Origin of the sequence: Streptomyces sp. NPDC001027, from assembly GCF_040299045.1 — a bacterium.
In the GTDB taxonomy this organism is placed as follows: domain Bacteria; phylum Actinomycetota; class Actinomycetes; order Streptomycetales; family Streptomycetaceae; genus Streptomyces.
Map to the genome: position 1 here is coordinate 1 of NZ_JBEPBI010000139.1, position 20,700 is coordinate 20,700.

Annotated in this window: 22 protein-coding genes and 1 pseudogene; 14 read left to right on the forward strand and 9 right to left on the reverse strand. The window is 74.0% G+C overall.

Annotated features, from left to right (window positions below; genetic code table 11):
- Positions 1 to 65: 65 nt before the first annotated feature.
- Complete coding sequence (locus ABT300_RS29025) at positions 66 to 287, reverse strand: hypothetical protein (protein WP_057581292.1); 222 nt, start codon at positions 285 to 287, stop codon at positions 66 to 68.
- A gap of 34 nt (positions 288 to 321) precedes the next feature.
- Positions 322 to 1,575, reverse strand: a complete 1,254-nt coding sequence (locus tag ABT300_RS29030) for an inorganic phosphate transporter (RefSeq protein ID WP_351681677.1) — start codon at positions 1,573 to 1,575, stop codon at positions 322 to 324.
- Between the two features lie 164 nt (positions 1,576 to 1,739).
- Between ABT300_RS29030 and ABT300_RS29035 the strand changes: the two genes are divergently transcribed.
- The 3 genes from ABT300_RS29035 to ABT300_RS29045 all read left to right on the forward strand — a co-directional run bounded on the left by ABT300_RS29035 (position 1,740) and on the right by ABT300_RS29045 (position 5,643).
- Positions 1,740 to 2,438 carry a class II aldolase/adducin family protein gene (locus ABT300_RS29035; RefSeq protein ID WP_351681680.1) on the forward strand — a complete coding sequence of 233 codons (699 nt, stop codon included), beginning with the start codon at positions 1,740 to 1,742 and terminating at the stop codon, positions 2,436 to 2,438.
- Between the two features lie 80 nt (positions 2,439 to 2,518).
- Complete coding sequence (locus ABT300_RS29040; protein WP_351681683.1) at positions 2,519 to 3,646, forward strand: alpha/beta hydrolase; 1,128 nt, start codon at positions 2,519 to 2,521, stop codon at positions 3,644 to 3,646.
- 560 nt (positions 3,647 to 4,206) lie between these two features.
- Positions 4,207 to 5,643: a hypothetical protein gene (locus ABT300_RS29045; RefSeq protein WP_351681686.1), complete on the forward strand. Its 1,437-nt coding sequence runs from the start codon at positions 4,207 to 4,209 to the stop codon at positions 5,641 to 5,643.
- Between the two features lie 56 nt (positions 5,644 to 5,699).
- Here ABT300_RS29045 and ABT300_RS29050 read toward each other — a convergent pair whose 3' ends face one another.
- Entirely contained in the window at positions 5,700 to 6,113 is a 414-nt protein-coding gene (locus ABT300_RS29050; protein ID WP_351681689.1) for a VOC family protein, read from the reverse strand.
- Between the two features lie 231 nt (positions 6,114 to 6,344).
- On the opposite strand from ABT300_RS29050, the gene ABT300_RS29055 reads away from it, so the two are divergent.
- From ABT300_RS29055 to ABT300_RS29065, 3 genes are all read left to right on the forward strand, one after another.
- Positions 6,345 to 7,943, forward strand: coding sequence for an ABC-F family ATP-binding cassette domain-containing protein (locus tag ABT300_RS29055; RefSeq protein WP_351681691.1), 1,599 nt, complete (start codon positions 6,345 to 6,347; stop codon positions 7,941 to 7,943).
- 416 nt (positions 7,944 to 8,359) lie between these two features.
- Positions 8,360 to 8,581 (forward strand): helix-turn-helix domain-containing protein, encoded by a 222-nt coding sequence (locus ABT300_RS29060; protein ID WP_319281646.1) that lies wholly within the window; start codon positions 8,360 to 8,362, stop codon positions 8,579 to 8,581.
- A 151-nt stretch (positions 8,582 to 8,732) separates the two neighbouring features.
- Positions 8,733 to 9,536, forward strand: coding sequence for an enoyl-CoA hydratase/isomerase family protein (locus ABT300_RS29065; RefSeq protein ID WP_351681694.1), 804 nt, complete (start codon positions 8,733 to 8,735; stop codon positions 9,534 to 9,536).
- Positions 9,537 to 9,656: 120 nt separating this feature from the next.
- Here the strand turns inward: ABT300_RS29065 and ABT300_RS29070 are convergent, their stop codons facing one another.
- Positions 9,657 to 10,439, reverse strand: a complete 783-nt coding sequence (locus tag ABT300_RS29070; RefSeq protein ID WP_351681696.1) for a nucleopolyhedrovirus P10 family protein — start codon at positions 10,437 to 10,439, stop codon at positions 9,657 to 9,659.
- 99 nt (positions 10,440 to 10,538) lie between these two features.
- Between ABT300_RS29070 and ABT300_RS29075 the strand changes: the two genes are divergently transcribed.
- From ABT300_RS29075 to amaP, 5 genes are read left to right on the forward strand one after another with little or no spacing between them, the layout of a single operon-like run.
- Positions 10,539 to 11,021: an Asp23/Gls24 family envelope stress response protein gene (locus tag ABT300_RS29075; protein WP_351681699.1), complete on the forward strand. Its 483-nt coding sequence runs from the start codon at positions 10,539 to 10,541 to the stop codon at positions 11,019 to 11,021.
- A 44-nt stretch (positions 11,022 to 11,065) separates the two neighbouring features.
- The gene (locus ABT300_RS29080) at positions 11,066 to 11,251 is read left to right on the forward strand and encodes a hypothetical protein (RefSeq protein WP_062649848.1); all 186 of its coding nucleotides are present in this window, start codon (positions 11,066 to 11,068) and stop codon (positions 11,249 to 11,251) included.
- Positions 11,248 to 11,679 (forward strand): Asp23/Gls24 family envelope stress response protein, encoded by a 432-nt coding sequence (locus ABT300_RS29085; RefSeq protein WP_502978014.1) that lies wholly within the window; start codon positions 11,248 to 11,250, stop codon positions 11,677 to 11,679. Before ABT300_RS29080 ends, ABT300_RS29085 begins: the two co-directional genes overlap by 4 nt.
- On the forward strand, positions 11,676 to 12,326 hold the full coding sequence (locus ABT300_RS29090; RefSeq protein WP_351681706.1) for a DUF6286 domain-containing protein: 651 nt from the start codon (positions 11,676 to 11,678) through the stop codon (positions 12,324 to 12,326). Before ABT300_RS29085 ends, ABT300_RS29090 begins: the two co-directional genes overlap by 4 nt.
- Before the next feature lie 5 nt (positions 12,327 to 12,331).
- Entirely contained in the window at positions 12,332 to 12,910 is a 579-nt protein-coding gene (gene amaP, locus ABT300_RS29095; protein ID WP_351681709.1) for an alkaline shock response membrane anchor protein AmaP, read from the forward strand.
- A 73-nt stretch (positions 12,911 to 12,983) separates the two neighbouring features.
- On the opposite strand, the gene ABT300_RS29100 is transcribed toward amaP, so the two are convergent.
- From ABT300_RS29100 to ABT300_RS29120, 5 genes are read right to left on the reverse strand one after another with little or no spacing between them, the layout of a single operon-like run.
- Positions 12,984 to 13,739, reverse strand: a complete 756-nt coding sequence (locus ABT300_RS29100; RefSeq protein ID WP_351681712.1) for an SDR family oxidoreductase — start codon at positions 13,737 to 13,739, stop codon at positions 12,984 to 12,986.
- Positions 13,740 to 13,744: 5 nt separating this feature from the next.
- Positions 13,745 to 15,532 (reverse strand): glycoside hydrolase family 15 protein, encoded by a 1,788-nt coding sequence (locus ABT300_RS29105; RefSeq protein ID WP_351681714.1) that lies wholly within the window; start codon positions 15,530 to 15,532, stop codon positions 13,745 to 13,747.
- A 33-nt stretch (positions 15,533 to 15,565) separates the two neighbouring features.
- Positions 15,566 to 15,850, reverse strand: coding sequence for a hypothetical protein (locus tag ABT300_RS29110; protein WP_351681717.1), 285 nt, complete (start codon positions 15,848 to 15,850; stop codon positions 15,566 to 15,568).
- The gene (locus ABT300_RS29115) at positions 15,847 to 16,404 is read right to left on the reverse strand and encodes an RNA polymerase sigma factor (protein WP_351681725.1); all 558 of its coding nucleotides are present in this window, start codon (positions 16,402 to 16,404) and stop codon (positions 15,847 to 15,849) included. Before ABT300_RS29115 ends, ABT300_RS29110 begins: the two co-directional genes overlap by 4 nt.
- Before the next feature lie 14 nt (positions 16,405 to 16,418).
- Positions 16,419 to 17,975, reverse strand: a complete 1,557-nt coding sequence (locus tag ABT300_RS29120) for a sodium:solute symporter family protein (RefSeq protein ID WP_351681720.1) — start codon at positions 17,973 to 17,975, stop codon at positions 16,419 to 16,421.
- 224 nt (positions 17,976 to 18,199) lie between these two features.
- Here ABT300_RS29120 and ABT300_RS29125 point away from each other — a divergent pair, with 224 nt between their 5' ends.
- From ABT300_RS29125 to ABT300_RS29135, 3 genes and pseudogenes are all read left to right on the forward strand, one after another.
- On the forward strand, positions 18,200 to 20,332 hold the full coding sequence (locus ABT300_RS29125; RefSeq protein WP_351681723.1) for a carbon starvation CstA family protein: 2,133 nt from the start codon (positions 18,200 to 18,202) through the stop codon (positions 20,330 to 20,332).
- 44 nt (positions 20,333 to 20,376) lie between these two features.
- Positions 20,377 to 20,562, forward strand: coding sequence for a YbdD/YjiX family protein (locus ABT300_RS29130; protein ID WP_351681728.1), 186 nt, complete (start codon positions 20,377 to 20,379; stop codon positions 20,560 to 20,562).
- Positions 20,563 to 20,604: 42 nt separating this feature from the next.
- Positions 20,605 to 20,700, forward strand: a pseudogene (locus ABT300_RS29135) (aminotransferase class III-fold pyridoxal phosphate-dependent enzyme); the annotation flags it as partial.

The window sequence follows — 20,700 nt, forward strand, 5'->3', positions numbered from 1 at the left end:
CGGCGATCCGTCCCGCACCCCGTTCGGTCGGTCCACGACGCGTCAGACGACGATCAGACGCCGTGTCAGACGACGATCAGCGAGATTCCGTAGGCCACCGCAGCCGCGCAGGCTGCGAAGCAGGCGTACGCGCCCGTCACCGCGAGGGCGGCCGAGCCGCCCTCGGCCGTCGCGCGTTCCCTGCGCGACAGGCCCATGACGCCGAGGGTGAACAGGGCGACGAGGCCCACGGTGACCACGAGGCTGACGCCGAACACGGAGCCCAGGGCTGCCCAGTCGATCTTCATGCCGGTTCTCTTCCTTCGTTCCGGTGGCGCGGGCTCAGACGGCCGCGGCCGGGGGAGCGGCGGGGGCGGGCGGCGCGGTCGGCGCCGGGATGGTCGCCGTCAGGTCCGTCGTGACGTCCTCGGCCGGCGCGCCCGTGGGCGGCGGCGCGACCATGGCGATGGCCGTGGTGATCACACCGGCCGGCTCCTCGGACTCGTTGACGTTCGACGCGTCGACGACCTCGCGCCGGGAGATCTTCCAGATGGCCGCGCTGGAGGCGATCAGGAAGACGGCGACCACGGCCGTGCCCCAGTCGCCGAGCCCGGTGACCGACTCGGCGAGCGCGCCGACCAGGGCCGCGGCCGGAAGGGTCAGACCCCAGGCGACGAACATGCGGGTCGCCGTCGACCACCGGACCACGCCGCCCTTGCGGCCCAGCCCCGCGCCCATCACCGCACCGGAGACCGAATGCGTGGTGGAGAGGGAGAACCCGAGGTGCGAGGAGGCCAGGATGACGGTCGCGGCACTGGTCTGGGCCGCGAAACCCTGCTGCGGCTGGAGGTCGGTCAGCCCCTTGCCCATCGTGCGGATGATGCGCCAGCCGCCGAGGTAGGTGCCGAGCGCGATGGCCAGACCGGCCGAGAGGATGACCCAGGTGGGCGGGTCGGAGTCGGGGGCCACGGCGCCGCCGGCGACCAGCGCCAGGGTGATGATGCCCATCGTCTTCTGGGCGTCGTTGGTGCCGTGGGCGAGGGAGACCAGGCCGGCCGAGGCGATCTGGCCCGCGCGATAGCCCTTGTCCGCGGCCTTGCCGTCGGCCTTGCGGCCCAGCGTGTAGGACAGGCGGGTGGCGAGCATCGCCGCGAGGCCCGCGACGATCGGGGCGGCGACCGCCGGCAGCAGCACCTTGGTGACCAGCACGTCGCCGTGCACCGCGCCCGCTCCGGCCGAGGCGATGGTGGCGCCGATCAGGCCGCCCATGAGGGCGTGCGAGGAGCTGGAGGGCAGACCCACCAGCCAGGTCAGCAGATTCCAGAGGATCGCTCCGACCAGGGCGGCGAAGATGACCTCGGGACGGATGCCGGTCTCGTCGACGAGACCTTTGGAGATCGTGTTGGCGACCTCCACCGAGAGGAAGGCTCCCACAAGGTTCAGCACGGCGGACATGGCCACCGCGACCTTGGGCTTGAGTGCACCGGTCGAGATGGTCGTGGCCATCGCGTTGGCGGTGTCGTGAAAACCGTTCGTGAAATCAAACGCAAGTGCGGTAACCACCACAATCGCGAGGATCAGCGAGAAGTTTTCCATTTACCCAGGCAATCGTTCGAAGTCATTGGCTGATTGACCGTAGGCAACCTGGGTGAACGGAAGATGAACTGAGGCGGGCGTCACGGTGTCCGGATGACGCGGTTGCGGTATCGCCCGCGCGGGAGGCGCCGACGGCCCCCGGCGGCGCCTGGCAGGATCGCGGCATGGCTGAGCATCGAGGCGAGCGACCGGACGTCCGGCGGCGGGGGCGGCAGGCATCCCCCGAGGAGGCGCGGGCCTGGGCGGAGCTGGTGTCGGCGGCCCGCCGAACGGTCGCCGACGGGCTGGTCGTCGGCACCTCGGGCAACGTCTCGGTGCGCGTCGGCGACACCGTCCTCGTGACCCCGTCCGGCGTGCCCTACGACCGGCTCGCCCCGGACGACGTCACCGGCGTCGACCTCGCCGGCCGGCAGGTCCTCGGCGCCCTGGTCCCCACCAGCGAACTGCCCATGCATCTGGCCGTCTACCGGGCCACCGACGCCGGGGCGATCGTGCACACCCACGCCGTGCACGCCACGGCGGTCTCCACCCTCGTCGACGAGCTGCCCCTCGTCCACTACATGGCCGCCGCGCTCGGCGGCCCCGTCCGCGTCGCCCCCTACGCCGCGTACGGCACCGAGGAGCTGGCCGCGCACACGCTCCGGGCCCTGGAGGGGCGGTCCGGCTGCCTGTTGCGCAACCACGGCGCCCTGACCCACGGCGCCGGCCTCGACCAGGCGTACGACCGCACGGCCCAACTGGAGTGGATGTGCCGCCTGTGGCTGACCGCCTCCTCGGCGCCCGGCCGCACGCCCGCCCTCCTGACGGAGGAGCAGGTCGCCCAGGTGGGGGAGCGTCTGCGGGGTTACGGACAGCCGGGCTGACGGGCCGCGCGTTCCCGCCTGCGTCACCCCGGCCGACCGCACCGCTGGCCGGTCCGCGCCTTGGCCGGGACACTGGGCTCGTGCGCACTGTCACCGCGACGGCCGCCGCCGTCACCGCAGCCCTGGCCGCCGGGGCCGCCGGTGTCGCCGCCGGCCGGTTCGCCAGCGACGCCGCGTTGAAGGCGCCGCCCGGCCGGCCCCTGCCCACCGAACCCCGGCTCACCGTGCACGGCACGGCCGCCGGACAGGTCACCCTCACGCGCGACCTCGCGGCCCTGCGCCCCGGCGCCTACGGCCTCTCCGGCAACGGCTCCCACGCCGTCGTCGGCCCGGTCCTGCCGGACGCGGCGCACTCCGCCGACACCGTCGTGCGCCGGCTGGAACGCGTCGCCCACGGCTCCCTGGACGCCGGCGACGCGGTCTGGCTCACCCCGAACCTGCACGTCGGCGACCCCGGCACCGCCCTCGGCCTCGACCACGCCGACGTCGACGTGCCCGGTGAACTGGGCAACCTGCCCGCCTGGTTCGTGCCCGGCGCACGGAGCACCTGGGTGATCGCCGTGCACGGCCTGGGGACCACCCGGGAACACGCGCTCAACCTCATCGGCTTCCTGCACGGCGCCCGCCTCCCCGTGCTCGCCCTCGCCTACCGCGGCGACCTCGGCGCGCCCCGTTCCCCGGACGGCCTCAACCACCTCGGCGCGACCGAGTGGCGCGACCTGGACGCGGCGATGCGGTACGCCGTGCGCTACGGCGCCCGGAGCGTCGTCCTGCTCGGCTGGTCCACGGGCGCCGCCATGGCCCTGCGCGCCGCCGCCGACTCCGGCCTGCGCGACCTGGTCTCGGGACTCGTGCTGGACTCCCCGGTCCTCGACTGGCGGGCCACGGTGCGCGCCCTCGCCGCCGCCCGGCACACGCCGGCCGCCCTCCTGCCGCTCGCCGTCCGCGCCGCCGAGGGTCGCACCGGCATGGCGGGCGGCCCCGGCGGCGCGGACGGCCGCCCGGTGCGGCTGCGGGTCCCGACCCTGGTCTTCCACGGACCTGACGACGCCGTCGCCCCCTGGGCCGACAGCCGCCGGCTCGCCGACCGCCGCCCCGACCTCGTCGCCCTCCACACCGTCCCGCACGCCCCGCACGGCGCCATGTGGAACCCCGACCCCCGCGCCTACGAGGAGGCCCTCCGCCGCTTCCTGACCCCCCTGATGTAACCCCCTGGCCCCCAGCTCCGCCGGCCCCTCGCCCCGAGCTCCGCCGCCCCCCGCCCCCGGCTCCGCCGACCTTCGCTCAGGGCCGTGCCCTTGCCCGCTCTCGTCTGCGCCCGGCGTCGCCCGAGTTCGCGCCCTCGCCCTCCGCTCAGGGCCGCGGCCCGTCCTCGTCTGCACCCGGCGTCGCCGGGGTTCGCGCCCTTGCCCTTCGCCCCCGGCCCGCGCCTCCGTTTCCGCCCGGCGTTTGACGGGACCGGGCTTTCGGTGTGCGCTTCGGGCATCGCCTCGGCGTGTCCGCCCCGGGCTCCCGGTGGGGGCTTGGGGCCGTGCCCCCGCCGCGCGTTCGGATCCGTCCGGTCTGTGGCGGGGCCGTGGCGGAACGCCGCCCACGCGGTGCGTCGGCGTGGTCCGGCCGGAGCGGGTGCGCCCGTTCCGTTCAACCCGGTACCACTGGCCTGAAGGCGTCCCGTGGGCCTCCACGGCACCCCGTGCGCAGGGCGGTCCTCGGGCCCGCCGAGCCATTCCGTTTGGGTTTTCGGACCGTCAACCGGAAGACTGCACCCGTGACGTCCCGTATCCCGCGCGACTCCAGGCTTCGACTCGTCCGCCCGCGACCCCTGGCCGCCGCCCCCTCAGCTGTGAACGAGCGGCGCCCGCGCCGCCCCGCACCCCGCCCGCCGGAGGGCACCCCGGCGCCCGCGGAGCTGGCCAGAATGGCGCGCTCCGGACTGGCCGCCGCGGCCCGTGTCGCCCGTTGGGCCGACAACGCCCTCGGCCCGGGCCGTGACGCGGCGACGGCCGACGGCAAGGCCACCCTCTCGGAGACGACCGCCGAACGCGCGGCGTCCGATCTGGGTCTGACGACCGATCGGATCCGCGCCGACTGGGACACCGCCCGCCTCGCGGGCCTCGTCGAGGTGCACGGGGACAGCGCCCGCCCCGGCTGGCGGCTGCGCGCCTGGGACCGCGACGACAGTGCCGTCCTGCGCGGCTGGGTCGCCCTGTTCGACGCCTGGTCGCTCGCCTCGCCGGAACCCGAGGAGCAGGAGCCCGCCGCCGTCGCCGAGGTCGTCACGGCCATGCCGCAGGTGCTCTCCTTCCTCCAGCTGTCCGCCGGGCCCGTCCCCGTGGAACAGCTCCTGGACCTGCTGCGCCAGCGCGTCACCGAACTGCGCACCGAGCGCTGCGAGGTGCCCTACGGCGCCGGGACCGAACCGGCGGCCCCGCTCGTCGCCCCGGTCCCCGTCGACGTCGACCCGGCGGAGCCCGCCCAGGACGCCGAGCTCGCCCCCCTTCTCGACTGGGCCCTGCACGCCCTCGCGGCGGTGGGAGCGCTCACCTGCGGCGGCGGGCAGGCCACCCTGACGCCGCTGGGCAGCTGGGCGGTCTGGGTCAAGCTGGAACAGATCTGCGTCGCCGCGCAGAGCCCCGCCGGCAACATCGAGCAGTCGGCCGAGGGCATGCTCCGCGGCTGCGCCCAGCTCCGGCCGAACGCGGCCCGCGCCGAGTACCGCGCCTGGCTGGCCGCCCGGACCGTCGGCAGCGCCGTCAGCGAGCTGCTGCTGGCCGCCCGCGGTGACGACGCCCTGCTGCGCGGCCTCGCCTTCGAGGCGCTGCGCGTGGTCGGCGCCCCCGCCGAGCCGGACGTCCGCGCGGTCGTCGAGGAGCCGGCCCTGCGGCCGTACGCCCTCCTGTGGCTCGCCGAGCACGACGGCGTCGACCCGGAGGACGCCCACGAGGTGCTCACCCGGGAGGAGGCCACCTGGCTGTGGGTCGACACCGCCGCGGCCGTCGCCGACCACGGGGAGGCGCCCATGCTGGTACGCCACCTGGAGTCCGCGCTGCAGCCGACCGTGCCCGCGCTGCTGACCGAGGTACGCGCCGTCGGGCACCCGCGCACCGTGCAGGTGCTGGTGGCGCTGGCCGCCGCGCACCCCGATCCGGCGCTGGCCAAGGCCGTCCGCCGGGCCGCCTTCCAGGTGCACACCGGCGGCAGCTGACCGCTGGGCGGGCGGCCGCGGCGGCGCGGGCCGCCCGCGCGGCGGCCCGTCGGCGCTCAGCCCTGTGTCTCGGGCGCGTACGTGCCGAAGCTCCAGACGTTGCCCTCGAGGTCGCGGGCCATGTAGTCGCGCGACCCGTAGTCCTGGTCGGTCGGGGGCATCAGGATCTCCGCGCCGTGCTCCGCGGCCCGCCGATGGTGTGCGTCCACGTCGTCCACCACGACGTAGACGCCGGCCGGGCCCGCTTTTTCCATCGCCGCGTCGAAGATGCCGCCGCGGCCCTTCGAGCCGAGCATCACCGCGCCGTTCCCCTGCACCAGCTCGGCGTGCAGGACCGTGCCGTCCTCGCCCTCGTACACGGACAGCTCGGTGAAGCCCAGGGCCTCCGTGAGCTGCCGGATCGCCGCCTTCGCGTCGGCGTACAACAGCGTCGGGAAGACGCTCGGGCGCCCCCCGTTCGTGCCTGCCATGCCGATCACTCCCTTGTGCCCGGTGCCGGATTCGTCCCCGCCGCCCAGTCTGGCAGCCGCCACCGACAACGCCCCGCGGCGCGCCTCCCGCGAAGATCGAACACCTGAACGCAGAAAAAGTGCTTGCACGGTCCCGTTAGACTGGCCCCATGGCCATTCTCCTCGCGCATTAGACGGCGGGAACGTCCTCAGCCGCCCATCCCGCCAACGACCCCGCACTGGAGTCTGTCCGTGATCTCCGCCTCCGGCATCGAGCTGCGCGCCGGCGCCCGCATCCTCATCGAGAACGCCTCCTTCCGCGTGGCCAAGGGCGACCGCATCGGTCTGGTCGGGCGCAACGGCGCCGGCAAGACGACGCTGACCAAGGTCCTGGCCGGTGAGGGCATCCCGGCGGGCGGCACCGTCACCCGCTCCGGAGAAGTCGGCTACCTCCCGCAGGACCCCCGCACCGGCGACCTCGACGTCCTCGCCCGCGACCGCATCCTCTCCGCGCGCGGGCTCGACGTCCTGATCCGCAAGATGCGCGAGAACGAGCAGCGGATCGCCAACGGCTCGGGCGCCACCCGCGACAAGGCGATGCGTCAGTACGAGCGTCAGGAGACGGAGTTCCTCACCAAGGGCGGTTACGCCGCCGAGGCCGAGGCCGCCACCATCGCCGCCGCGCTGAACCTGCCCGACCGGGTGCTCGGCCAGCCTCTGCACACGCTCTCCGGCGGTCAGCGCCGTCGCGTGGAGCTGGCGCGCATCCTGTTCTCCGACGCGGACACGCTGCTGCTCGACGAGCCGACCAACCACCTCGACGCCGACTCGATCGTCTGGCTGCGCGACTACCTCAAGACCTACCGCGGCGGCTTCATCGTCATCAGTCACGACGTCGACCTGGTCGAGACGGTCGTCAACAAGGTGTTCTACCTGGACGCCAACCGCTCCCAGATCGACGTCTACAACATGGGCTGGCGGCTCTACCAGCAGCAGCGCGAGTCCGACGAGAAGCGCCGCAAGCGGGAGCGGCAGAACGCCGAGAAGAAGGCCGCCGCGCTGCACTCGCAGGCCGACAAGATGCGCGCCAAGGCCACCAAGACGGTCGCCGCGCAGAACATGGCGCGCCGCGCCGACAAACTGCTCTCCGGCCTGGAGGCGGTGCGCGCCTCCGACAAGGTCGCCAAGCTCCGCTTCCCCGAGCCGGCGCCCTGCGGCAAGACGCCCCTGATGGCCGAGGGCCTGTCGAAGTCCTATGGCTCGCTGGAGATCTTCACCGACGTCGACCTGGCCATCGACAAGGGCTCGCGCGTCGTCATCCTCGGTCTGAACGGCGCCGGCAAGACGACCCTGCTGCGGCTGCTCGGCGGCGCGGAGAAGCCCGACACGGGCCAGGTGGTCGCCGGTCACGGCCTCAAGCTCGGCTACTACGCGCAGGAGCACGAGACGCTCGACCCGGAGCGCACGGTCCTGGAGAACATGCGGTCCGCCGCCCCCGACCTGGACCTGGTCGACGTCCGCAAGACGCTCGGCTCGTTCCTGTTCTCCGGCGACGACGTCGACAAGCCCGCCGGCGTGCTCTCCGGCGGTGAGAAGACCCGGCTGGCCCTCGCGACCCTGGTGGTCTCCTCCGCCAACGTGCTGCTGCTCGACGAGCCCACCAACAACCTCGACCCGGCCAGCCGCGAGGAGATCCTCGGGGCGCTGCGCACCTACAAGGGCGCGGTCGTCCTCGTCACCCACGACGAGGGCGCGGTGGAGGCGCTGCAGCCCGAGCGGATCATCCTGCTGCCCGACGGCGTCGAGGACCTGTGGGGCGCCGACTACGCGGACCTGGTCGCCCTGGCCTGACGGCCGAGCGACGGCCGAGCGACGGCCGACTGACGACCACCGGCCCGCGATCGACGGCGGGAAGACCGGCCCGAGGGGTGATCCCGCCCGGTGGATCATCCGTCTGGATCATTCGGCCTACCGGTGATCCATCATCTGTGTGAGATCTCCTCGTATCGAGGTGTGTCCTACATCCATTTCACGGCCGATCCCTTCATCGACGAGGGGTCGGCCGTCGCGCGTCTCTGACCTGCTCTTTCGCGGAGCAACCCGTTCGGCCGTACGAACGCCGTCGGCTGGAATCACGGGTTCCGCTTGTGGGCACGCGCTCCCGTCGTCAAAACCCTGTCGCACGGACCTTGCCGAATGGGTGGCCATCGGGCCGCTGAGGGGTGATCATGAGGAGACCAGAGCGCACTTCCCATGAGGAGGCACGGGTGGCCGAGACTCTGAAGAAGGGCAGCCGGGTGACCGGCGCCGCGCGCGACAAGCTCGCGGCAGACCTGAAGAGAAAGTACGACTCCGGTGCGAGCATCCGGGCGCTGGCCGAGGAGACCGGCCGCTCGTATGGCTTCGTGCACCGGATGCTCAGTGAGTCGGGCGTCACGCTCCGTGGGCGTGGCGGGGCGACTCGAGGCAAGAAGGCCGCCTCGTCCTGACCGGGGGCGGCACATCGGCTTCGACGGTGGTCACCCGGCCGGCGTCCTTCCGGGTCCTGTGAGGGGCCCGGGAGAACCTGAGACCGGCCGGGTGGTTACTGTGCAGTCACTTAGCTGACCGCTAGCTGACCGCACCCACCGGAGGCGCCCCATGGCCACGCCCGACCAGGAACTCGTTCCCCTGCTCGACAAGGACGGCGTACGGCTCACCGTCGACGACTCGCTCGCCACGGTGACGCTGGACAACCCGGCCAAGCGCAACGCGCAGAGCCCCGCCATGTGGCGAGCGCTCACGGAGGCCGGGCGACTGCTGCCGGGCTCCGTCCGCGTGGTCGTGCTGCGCGGCGAGGGCCAGTCCTTCTCCGCCGGGCTCGACCGGCAGATGTTCACGCCCGAGGGGATCGAGGGCGAGCTGTCCTTCATGGATCTCGCGCGCAGTGGCGACGCCGAACTCGACGCCGCCATCGCCGGGTTCCAGGAGGGCTTCACCTGGTGGCGGCGCAACGACGTCGTGTCCATCGCCGCCGTCCAGGGCCACGCCATCGGAGCGGGCTTCCAGCTGGCCCTCGCCTGTGACCTGCGCGTCGTCGCCGACGATGTGCAGTTCGCCATGCGTGAGACCAGTCTCGGCCTGGTGCCGGACCTGACGGGCACGCACCCCCTCGTCTCCCTCGTCGGCTACGGCCGCGCGGTCGAGATCTGCCTGACCGGCCGCTTCGTGCACGCCGAGGAGGCGGTGAGCACCGGGCTCGCCAACATCGCCGTGCCCGTGCGGGACCTGGACGCCACGGTCCGTGAACTGGCCACGGCGATCCTCTCCGCGCCCCGCGAGGCCGTCATCGAGACCAAGGCGCTGCTGCGCGGCGCGTGCGACCGCACGTACGACGACCAGCGCGCCGCCGAACGCGCAGCCCAGGCACGCCGGCTGCGCGACATGGCCGGCCTCGGGGAGTGACCCCACCGGCTGCGGCCGCCGTCCGACGCTCCTCGCGAACCGCACGCCCCGGCGCTCCTCGCGAGCCGTAGGACCCGTCCGGGCGGCGGCCGCAGGGGCGGACGGCGCCGGCCGCCGCCCTCAGTCGACCGCCGTCACCAGCACGCTGACCGTGGGACGGTCCGGCAGGGCCGCCGACACCGCGGCGCGCACCGCGAGCGCCACGTCCAGCGTGCGGTGGGCCGCGGCCGTCGTGATCTCCAGCTGGACGTGGCGGCGCGGCAGGGCCGCCGTCGTGTCGTGGCGCTCCTCGAGCCGCACCGGCCGCCCGAGGACGCCGCTCGTGCCGGTCACTCCCGGCACGGCGAGGGCCGCCGCGGCCGCGAGCGCCTCGCCGCCCGCCGGAACGGCTCCGCCCGGCTCCGCCGCGGGCGCCGCCGTTGCGTCCGGCCGGGGCCGCCGGCCGGGCTCCTCCCCGCTCGCCTCCCCGTCCGCTTCCCCGTCCCCCTCCACGTCCACCTCCTGTTCCGCGTCGAGCAGCTCCGTCACCCGCAGGTCGACCTCCGAGACCATCAGACCGAGCTGCTGCGCTGCGGCCGCGGTCAGGGCGCTCCGCAACCGTGCCGTCGTCGTCGGCAGCGGCTCGGACGCCGACGCCGCGCACTCCGCGGTCATCCGCAGGGGCGCCGGCGGCAGCGCGCTCGGCGGACCCGGCACGGCGGAGTCGAACGGCCCGTCCGGATCGGCGAGCCCCAGCCGCAGCACTCCCAGCCGCACCCCCGCGACGTCCCGCGCCGCCCGGCGCAGCACCGCCTCCGCGGCCGCCTCGGTGAGCCACGCGCCGTCCCGCGGTCCGCCGAGGGGAAGCAGCCTGCCGAGGCCCAGCCGGCGCCGCACCGCGCCCGTCCATCCGTCCGCCGTCATTGCTCCAGCCTGCCGCATCCCCGGGGCGAGGTCGGGCAACCGCGCTTACCGTGGTCGAAAGGGACCGACGAAACGAACCGGACGTAAGGACGTACGGCGATGAGCGAGTCAACGGAGCAGATCCGTACGCAGACCCCCGACGGCGGGACCGAGCCGCTGCAGACCCGCAAGGCGGCCCGGCGCGGCGGCGGGGCCCCGGCGACCCGCGGGCGGACCACCATCGCCGACGGAGTCGTGGAGAAGATCGCCGGCCTCGCGGCCCGGGACGTCCTCGGCGTCCACACCATGGGCAGCGGCATCAGCCGTACCTTCGGCGCCGTGCGCGACCGGGTGCCCGGCGGCTCCAAGTCGGTCTCCCGGGGCGTCAAGGCCGAGGTCGGCGAGGTGCAGACGGCGCTCGACCTCGAGATCGTCGTCGACTACGGCGTGGCCATCGCCGACGTCGCCCAGGCCGTGCGGGAGAACGTGATCGCGGCGGTGGAGCGGATGACGGGCCTGGAGGTCGTCGAGGTCAACATCGCCGTGAGCGACGTCAAACTGCCCGAGGAAGAGGACGAGGAGCCGGAGCCCCGGATCCAGTGAGACGCAGACGGACCGGGTGACCGGACCGCTGAGGGGAGAGCACCTTGAGCATGGCCGTGGTCGGCATGATCGCCGGCATGGCGCTGGGCTTCGCCGGGTACTTCGGCGGGTTCGGGGCCTTTCTGCTGGTGGCGGCGCTGGGCGCCGTCGGGTTCGTCGTCGGCCGGTTCCTGGAGGGGGACCTGGAACTCGGCGACTTCTTCCGCACCCGCGACGACCGGCGCCGGTGAGCCCGGTGACCGGGGGAAGCGACGCCGGCGACGCGTTCGGCGCCCGCCGCGCCGCCGCCGTCCCCCCGGGCGGACGCGGCGCGACCCGCATCGCCGACCGGGTCGTGGCGAAGATCGCCGCGCAGGCCGCGCGCGAGGCGGTGGGCCCGCTGCCGCCCGACGCCGGCCGCCCGCACGCCACCGTCGTCGTGCGCCCGCACACGCACTCCGGCTCCGGCGGGGGAGGCCCCGTCGACGCCGCGCACGTCCACGTGCACCTCGAACTCGACTACCCGAGCGACCTCGGCGCCCGCTGCCGCGCCGTGCGTCGGCATGTCACCGAGCGGGTAGGCGCATTGGCGGGAATGACGGTTCCCGAGGTCGCCGTCCAGGTCGAACGGCTCCACCTGGCGCCCGACCCCGGCGCGGCACACGGGAGGACGCGATGAGCGAGCCCGGAGGCTTGCAGCAGGGCGGGGCGCCCGTCCTGGAGAAGGACGCCGAGGACGCCGCCCCACCCGGCCAGGGGGGCGGCCCCGACGGCGGGCGCCCCGCCGACCGCCGGTTCTGGTCGGCGCGCCGCGTCCCGGCCGCCGTCGTCGCGGTCCTGCTGGCGGCGGTCGCGGGCGTGTTCCTCTACGACGTGGTCGCCGTCCGCGCCCACCGGCCCGCCATGGCCTGGCGGCGCGGACTCGCCCACCAGCTCGCCGAGCGCCCCCTCGACGACCCGTGGGTGCTCGTCGGCGCCGGGGTCGCGGCCGCGCTCGGCCTGTGGCTGATCGTCCTGGCCGTCACGCCGGGGATCCGGCAGATGCTGCCGATGCGCCGCCCCCGCCCCGACGTACGCGCCGGTCTTCACCGGGCCGCCGCCGCCCTGGTGCTGCGCGACCGTGCCATGGAGGTCGCCGGCGTGCGGTCGGCGCGGGCCCGCGCGGGCCGCCGCAGGGCCGAGGTGTCCGTCGTCTCCCACTTCCGCGATCTGGACGACGTCCGAGCCGACCTGGACTCCGTCCTCACCGAAGCGGTCCACGGCCTCGGGCTGGTCCGGCCTCTTGGGCTCTCGGTCCATGTGCGCCGGGCCGGGAAGAAGGGGTGAGGGCGATGGCCGGTACCGTCAACCGTGTGCTCCTCGCCCTCGTCGGATTGGTGCTCCTCGCCGTCGGCGGCGCGGTGCTGGCGGTGGGGCTCGGCGCGCCCCCGCCGTCCTGGTGGCTGCACGACGGCCCGCACGACGCGCTGCTCAGCGTCGCCGAACGCACCCGCTGGCGCGGCGAGGCGTGGTGGTGGCCGACGGTCATCGCCGTCCTGGCCCTTCTCGTCCTGCTCGCGCTGTGGTGGCTGAGCGCGGTCCTGCACCGTCGCCGGCTCGCCGAGGTCCTCGTCGACACCGGGGACGGCGCGGGAGCGCTGCTGCGGGGTCACGCCCTGGAGGGGGTGCTGTCGGCCGAGGCGTCCCGGCTGGACGGCGTCGGCCGGGCGCACGTCCGGCTGACCGGGCGGAGCGAGGCCCCCGAGGCCCGGGTGGGTCTGCTGCTGGAGCCGCACGCGGAGCCGGTGACCGTCCTGGACGACCTCAGCGCCCGGGCGCTGGCGCATGCGCGGGACTCGGCGGCGCTGCGGGCGCTGCCGGCCGAGGTCCGCCTGACGGCAGCCACGCACAAGTCGGAGAGAGTCACCTGACCGGACGCCGCGACCATCGCCCACCCCGGTGCGGCGGCGCGGCGGTGTGCGGCGGCGCGGCGGTGTGCGGCGGTCAGAATCCGTGGCGCATGCCGCCGTCGACGGGCACCATGATCCCGGTCAGGTAGGAGGCGGCCGGTGACAGCAGGAACGCGGCCGTCCGCCCGAACTCCTCCGGCAGGCCGTAGCGCCGCAGCGGAATCCGGGACTCGTTCGCGGCCCGCGTCGCCTCGGGGTCGGCCGACAGCCCGTCCAGTTCCCGCACCCGGTCGGTGTCGATGCGCGCCGGCAGCAGGCCCACCACCCTGATCCCGCGCGGCCCCAGCTCGTCGGCGAGCGACTTGGCGAACCCGGCGAGGCCGGGCCGCAGGCCGTTGGAGATGGTCAGCCCGGGAATCGGCTCGTGCACCGAGCCCGACAGCACGAACCCGACCACCCCGCCCGCCTCCAGCTCGGCGGCGGCCGCCCGGGCCAGCCGGACCGCCCCGAGGAACACCGACTCGAATGCGCTCTGCCACTGCTCGTCCGTGTTGTCGGCGACGAACCCGGGCGGCGGGCCGCCCACGCTCACCAGCACCCCGTCGAACCCGCCGAAGGCGTCCCGCGCCGCCGCGATCAGGCGGGCCGCCGCGCCGGGGTCGGCGTTGTCCACGGCGACGCCGAGGGCGTTCGGCCCCAGTTCGGCCGCCGCGTCGGCGACGCGCTTCTCGTCCCGTCCGGTGAGGACGACCTTCGCCCCGTCCGCGACGAGCTCGCGCGCGGCGGCGTTGCCGAGTCCGCGGGTGGCTCCGGTGACGACGTACACTCGGTCCTTCAGTCCAAGATCCATGGCTCCTATCCTGCCTCCTCGCCGTCGAACAGGGCGAGGGCGGTGTTGACCAGGCCGATGTGACTGAACGCCTGCGGGAAGTTGCCGAGGTGCCGTCCGGCCACCGGGTCGTACTCCTCCGCCAGCAGCCCCACGTCGTTGGCCAGGCCCACGAGCCGTTCGAACAGTTCCCGCGCCTGCCCCGTGCGGCCCGTCAGGTGCAGGGCGTCGGCGAGCCAGAACGAGCAGGCCAGGAAGGCGCCCTCGTCGCCCGGCAGCCCGTCGACGGTCGTGCGCTCGGTGCTGTAGCGGCGCAGCAGGCCGTCGTGCCCGAGCTCCGCGCGGATCGCGTCGACGGTCCCCACCACCCGCGGGTCGTCCGGCGGCAGGAAGCCCACGCGCGGGATCAGCAGCAGGGCGGCGTCCAGGTCGGCCGAGCCGTAGTACTGGGTGAACGTGTTGCGCCGAGGGTCGTAGCCCTTCTCGCACACCTCGCGGTGCACCTCCTCGCGCAGGGCCCGCCAGCCGGCGAGGTCGCCGCTGAGCTTCGGGTACGCCTCCAGCGCGCGGACGGCCCGGTCGGCGGCGACCCACACCATGACCTTGGAGTGCACGAACTGCCGTCGGCCGCCGCGCACCTCCCACAGCCCCTCGTCGGGCTGCCGCCAGTTGTCGCTCAGCCAGTTCATCAGCGCGCACTGCAGGGACCACATGTGCGGCCGGGGCGACATGCCGGAGGTCCGGGCCAGTGACAGGGAGTCCATCACCTCGCCGTAGACGTCCAGCTGGAGCTGCTGCACGGCGCCGTTGCCGATGCGCACGGGCGTGGAGCCCTCGTAGCCGCAGAGCCAGGGCAGCTCGCACTCGGGCAGCCGCCGCTCGCCGGACAGCCCGTACATGATCTGCAGGTCCGCCGGATCGCCCGCGACGGCGCGCAGCAGCCAGTTGCGCCACGCCTCGGCCTCCTCCTCGTACCCGGCCGCGAGGAGCGCGCCGAGGGTGAGGGTCGAGTCGCGCAGCCAGCAGAAGCGGTAGTCCCAGTTGCGCACGCCGCCCGGTTCCTCGGGCAGGGAGGTGGTGAGCGCAGCCACGATGCCGCCGGTCGGCTGGAAGGTGAGGGCCTTGAGCGTGATCAGGGAGCGGACGACGGCGTCCCGGTGCGGGCCGGTGTAGCGGCAGCGGGCGGCCCATCGCCGCCAGTCGTCGACGCTGGCGGCGAGCGCCTCGTAGGGGTCGACGAGCTGCGGTCGGGACTCGTGCGAGGGGTGCCAGGTGAGCACGAAGGCGACCGACTCGCCCTCGGCGAGGGTGAACTCGGAGTGCGTGGTGAAGTCCTCGCCCCAGGTGTGCACGCCCGGTTCGCTGCGGAACCACACCGCGTCGGGTCCGGCGACCGCCACATGGTGCCCGTCGGCGCGGCGCATCCACGGCACGACCCAGCCGTAGTCGAAGCGCAGCCGCAGCGTGCTGTGGACGGTGACCCGGCCGCGCAGCCCCTCGACGATTCGCACCACGTCGGGGGCCTGATCGCGCTGCGGCATCAGGTCGGTGACGCGGATCGCGCCGTCGTCGGTCTCCCACTCGGTGTCCAGGACGAGCGTGTCGGGTCGGTAGCCGCGCCGGGTGCAGGCGCCCGTCACGCCCTGCGGGGCGATGCGCCAGTGGCCGTTCTCCTCGCCGCCGAGGAGGCGGGCGAAGCACGCTCCGGAGTCGAAGCGGGGCAGGCACAGCCAGTCGACGGAACCGTCCATGCCGACCAGCGCGGCGGTCTGCTCGTCGCCGATGAGGGCGTAGTCCTCGATGCGGGGGTGCACGCCTTGCGGTTTCCCGGCGAACCGGGGAGGCAATCAGGGGTGCGGCCGGGTGAGTGACGTCGGGTGCGCCGGGGCCGCCGTCGACGAGAAGACGACGCCCCGGTCGGACGGCGCCCGGTTCAGGACCCACAGGCCGATCAGCGTGGCCAGGGCGAAGACGACGGCGATCAGCACGGCGAGCACGAGCCGCCGTCGGCGTTCGCGCCGCAGCCAGTCGCCGCGGGCGGTGCGATAGGCGTCCGGAGCCGGCCGCACGCCGTCGGCCAGCGCCTCCAGCGCCTCCCGCAGCTCCCGCTCGGTGCGGTCCGTGTCGTTCATCGCCGGGCCTCCATCGCCTGGGTGAGCGCGGCGAGGCCGCGTGAGGTGTGGGTCTTGACGGACCCGCAGGAGATGCCCATCGCTGCGGCGATCTCGCTCTCCTTGAGCCCGAGCCAGTGCCGCAGCACGAGCGCCTCGCGCTGCCGGGACGGCAGCTGCTGGAGGGCGTCGATCAGCACGCGCTGGTCGTCGCGCAGCAGAGCGGCGCTCTCCGCGGAGACGACGGTCTCCTCCGGCAGCTCCGGTGGGCTCTCCACATGCCGACGGGCGACCTGCAGGTGTCGTATCCGCATCCGGGTCAGATTGCAGACGGTGGAGCGCAGGTAGGCCTCGGCCGCCTCGACCTCCCGCAGCCGCCGCCACTTCCGGTAGATCTGGTAGTAGGCCTCGGCGACCACGTTCTCCGGGTCGTCGGCGCCGAGCAGCACGGCCAGGCGCAGCATCGAGGAGTAGTGCAGCTCGAAGAGCCGGGCGAGAGCGGCCTCGCGTTCCAGGTCGGCGGGATCGCCCGGCACGGGGGCCAGCGGTTCCGTGGGCGGCTCCTGCACGGGGATCGGGTGTCTGCGTCTCACGGGTGGTTCGCTCCCGTCTCGGGACGCCGCCTGAGGATCAGGCGGGAGGGCAGGTCGGTGGTGTCGGCGCCGCGGGGGACGCGGAGGCGTTCGAGGAGCGCGGTCCCGGCGGTCGCCACGCCCAGGTTGAGCAGCAGGGCCGCCAGGCCGGCGTAGACCTCCATCGGTCCGAAGCCCAGGCTGACGGTGGCGGAGAAGCCCTCGCGCACCACGAGGCAGGTGCCGGCCGCCATGCCGGCCGCCCAGCCGGCGAGCAGCGCCCGCGGGTGCAGCCGGCCGGTGAACAGCCCGACGGCGACGGCGGGGAAGACCTGCAGCATCCACACCCCGCCCAGCAGCTGCAGATTGACGGCGTCCTGGTCGCGCAGCCCGAACACGAAGGCCACCGCGCCCGCCTTCGCGGTCAGCGAGACGGCCTTGGCGATCCGCACCTGCCGCTTGGGCGTGGCCGTGGGATGGACGTACTCGACGTACACGTTGCGGACGAAGCTCGTGGCGGCCGCGATCGACATGACGGCGGCCGGGACCAGCGCCCCCACGGTGATCGCGGCGAACACCAGACCGGCCAGCGCGGCCGGCATCAGCCGGTCGACGAGCATCGGCACGGCGGCCTCGGCGCCCCCTTCCGGCGCCCGCACCCCCGCCGCCGCGGCCGCGACGCCGAGCAGGCCGAAGAGGGCCAGCAGTCCCGTCCAGACCGGCAGCGCCGCGGCGACCTTGCGCAGGGTGCGCGGGCCGTCGGCGGCGAACCCGGCGGTGAGCACGTGCGGGTACATCAGCAGGGCCAGCGCGGAACCGAGCGCGAGCGTCGCGTACGCGGGCTGCTGTCCGTCGGTCAAAACCAGCGAGGAGTGCGCCACGTCGGGCGCGCCCGCGCGCCGGGCGGCGCCCTCGAAGACGGCGCCCGGTCCGCCGAGCCGCTGCAGCACCAGCCAGCACACGGCGGTCAGCGACACGAACACCGCGACCGCCTTCAGCGCGGAGATGACCGCGGGCGCCCGCAGCCCGTGCCGGTAGGTGGCCACCGCGAGCCCCGCGAACAGCGCCACCATCACCAGGTCCCCGGCCGCGCCGCGCGGATACACGCCCCCGGCCGTCAGCACCGCTCGTATCCCGAGCAGTTGCAGCGCCAGGTAGGGCATCGTCGCGAGGATCCCGGTCAGCGCCACCACGAGGGCCAGCGGCGAGGACCCGTAGCGCCCGCGCACGAAGTCGGCGGCCGTGACGTAGCCCTTGCTGCGGGCCACGCTCCACAGCCGGCTCAGCAGGACGAAGGCGAGCGGGCAGACGATCACGGTGTACGGCACGGCGAAGAACGCGGACGCCCCGTTGCCGTACGCCAGTCCGGGGACGGCGGTGAAGGTGTAGGCGGTGAAGATCGTGCCGCCGAGCAGCAGCCAGGTCCAGACGGGGCCGAGCGAGCGGTCGGCGAGCGCCCAGCCCTCCAGGGAGGGCAGCCGGTCGCTGGGGCGCAGCCTGCGCGCGGTCGCGGCGAGCAGCGACGCCCCGCCGATCACGGCGAGGAACGTCGTGGTCATGGCGCCGTCGGCCATGGGTCACCGTCCTTGGTGTGCCTGCTCTCACCGGTTCAGTTGCGCGGACGGCCGGTTCGGTTGACCGGAAGCGGCAGAGAACAAACGGGGATTTCGCTGTCAACCGGTTCCGGCGGGCGGGCAACTCTTGCACAGACCGACAGCGAGCGGGGGAGCCGCCCGTCGCTGATCTCCTGGCGCCCCGTGTCACGAGGCGCGCCGCACCGCCCAGGCGAGGAGCCGCCATGTCTGTGTCCACCCTGCCCGAAACCGGTCTGCCGGGGCCGGAAAAGTCGCGTATGTCACTGAGATCCGTCCTGCTGTGGGCGGCCGTCGCACTGCTCGGCGCCGTCGCCTGGGGCGTCGTCGCCCTCGCCCGGGGGGAGCGCGTCTCGGCCGTCTGGCTGGTGGTCGCGGCCCTCGGCTCGTACGCCATCGCCTACCGCTTCTACTCCCGCTTCATCGCCCGCCGGGTGCTGCGGCCGGACGACCGCCGGGCCACCCCCGCCGAGCGCCTAGAGGACGGGGTCGACTTCCAGCCCACCGACCGCCGGGTCCTGCTCGGCCACCACTTCGCCGCGATCGCCGGCGCGGGCCCCCTGGTCGGGCCCGTGCTCGCGGCCCAGATGGGCTATCTGCCCGGCACCCTGTGGATCGTCGCCGGAGTGATCTTCGCGGGCGCGGTGCAGGACATGGTCGTGCTGTTCCTCTCCATGCGCCGGGACGGCACCTCGCTCGGGCAGATGGCCCGCGACGAGATCGGCCGCGCGGGCGGAGCGGCGGCCCTCCTGGCCGTCTTCGCCATCATGATCATTCTGCTGGGCGTGCTCGCGCTGGTCGTGGTCAACGCGCTCGCCCACTCGCCCTGGGGGACCTTCTCCGTCGCGATGACCGTGCCCATCGCCCTGTTCATGGGCTTCTGGCTGCACCGCTTCCGTCCGGGCCGGGTCGTGGAGACCAGCCTCATCGGCGTGGCGCTGCTGCTGCTCGCGATCGTCGGCGGCAGCTGGGTGCAGAACTCCTCGCTGGCCGACGCCTTCACGCTCAGTCCGACGACCCTCGTGTTCTGCCTCATCGGCTACGGCTTCGTCGCCTCCGTCCTGCCGGTGTGGATGCTGCTCGCCCCGCGCGACTACCTCTCCACCTTCATGAAGATCGGCACGATCGCGCTGCTGGCGGTCGGGGTGGTCGTGGCCGCGCCCGTGCTCAGGACGGACGCGGTCAGCGACTTCGCCTCCTCGGGCACGGGCCCCGTCTTCGCGGGCGCGCTGTTCCCGTTCCTCTTCATCACGATCGCCTGCGGTGCGCTGTCGGGCTTCCACGCGCTCGTCTCGTCCGGGACGACGCCCAAGCTGATCCAGAAGGAGTCCCAGGTCCGGCTCATCGGCTACGGCGCGATGCTGATGGAGTCGTTCGTCGCGATCATGGCGCTGATCGCCGCCGCCACCCTGGAGCCGGGTCTGTACTACGCGATGAACGCGCCGGCCGGACTGCTGGGCGCGACGGCCGAGTCGGCGTCCCACGCGGTCGCGGGCCTCGGCTTCACCATCAGCCCCGACCAGCTCGCCTCCGCCGCCAAGGCCGTCGAGGAGCAGACGCTGATCGCCCGCTCCGGCGGCGCCCCCACACTGGCCGTCGGCATGTCGGAGATCTTCTCCGGCGTCTTCGGCGGCGCCGCGATGAAGGCGTTCTGGTACCACTTCGCCATCATGTTCGAGGCGCTGTTCATCCTGACCACGGTGGACGCGGGCACCCGCGTCGGCCGCTTCATGCTCCAGGACATGCTCGGCAACGTGTGGAAGCCGGTCGGCCGGGTGAACTGGAAGCCCGGCATCTGGCTCTGCAGCGCTCTGGTCGTCGCCGCGTGGGGCTACTTCCTGTACACCGGCGCCACGGACCCGCTCGGCGGGATCAACCAGCTCTTCCCGCTCTTCGGCATCGCCAACCAGCTGCTGGCCGCCATCGCCCTGACCGTGTGCACGACGGTGCTGATCAAGTCCGGGCGACTGCGCTGGGCCTGGGTGACGGGCGTGCCGCTGGCCTGGGTCGTCGCGATCACCTTCACCGCCGGCTGGCAGAAGGTCTTCTCCGACGACCCGAGGATCGGCTTCTTCGCCCAGCGCGCCCGGTACGCCGACGCCCTCGACGCCGGGCAGGTGCTGGCCCCCGCGAAGTCGACGGCCGACATGCACACGGTGGTCGCCAACTCCACGGTGGACGGCGTGCTGATCTCCGTGTTCCTGCTGCTGGTCGCCGTGGTGATCGTGAACGCCGCGGTGGTGTGCGTACGGGCCGTGCGGTCGCGGGACCCGCTGCCGACGACCGAGGCGCCCTTCGTCGAGTCCCGGATCGACGTGCCGGCGGCGGTGGGATCGTGAGCCTCGCCGTGCGCCCGTCCCGGGCGGTGCGCCGGCTCCTGCGGGTGGCCTCGGGCTGGGCGCGGGCCGTGCGCTGGTACCTGCGCGAGCTGACCGGCGAGGCGGAGTACGACCGCTACTGCGAGCGGCGCCGGCGCCACCACCCGCTCGCCGCGGTCCCGACTCCACGCGAGTACCAGGTGCTGCGCAGTGCGCACCGAGAGGAGCATCCGCAGAGCCGCTGCTGTTGACCGGCCGGCTGGCCAGCTGACTGACCGTGCGGGCCGGCGCGGCGGACACACTCCCCCGGGTATCTGCGGGTGCTGCGCGAGGCGTGCGACGCGCACGACGTGCTGCTGGTGTTCGACGAGATCGCGACCGGTTTCGGC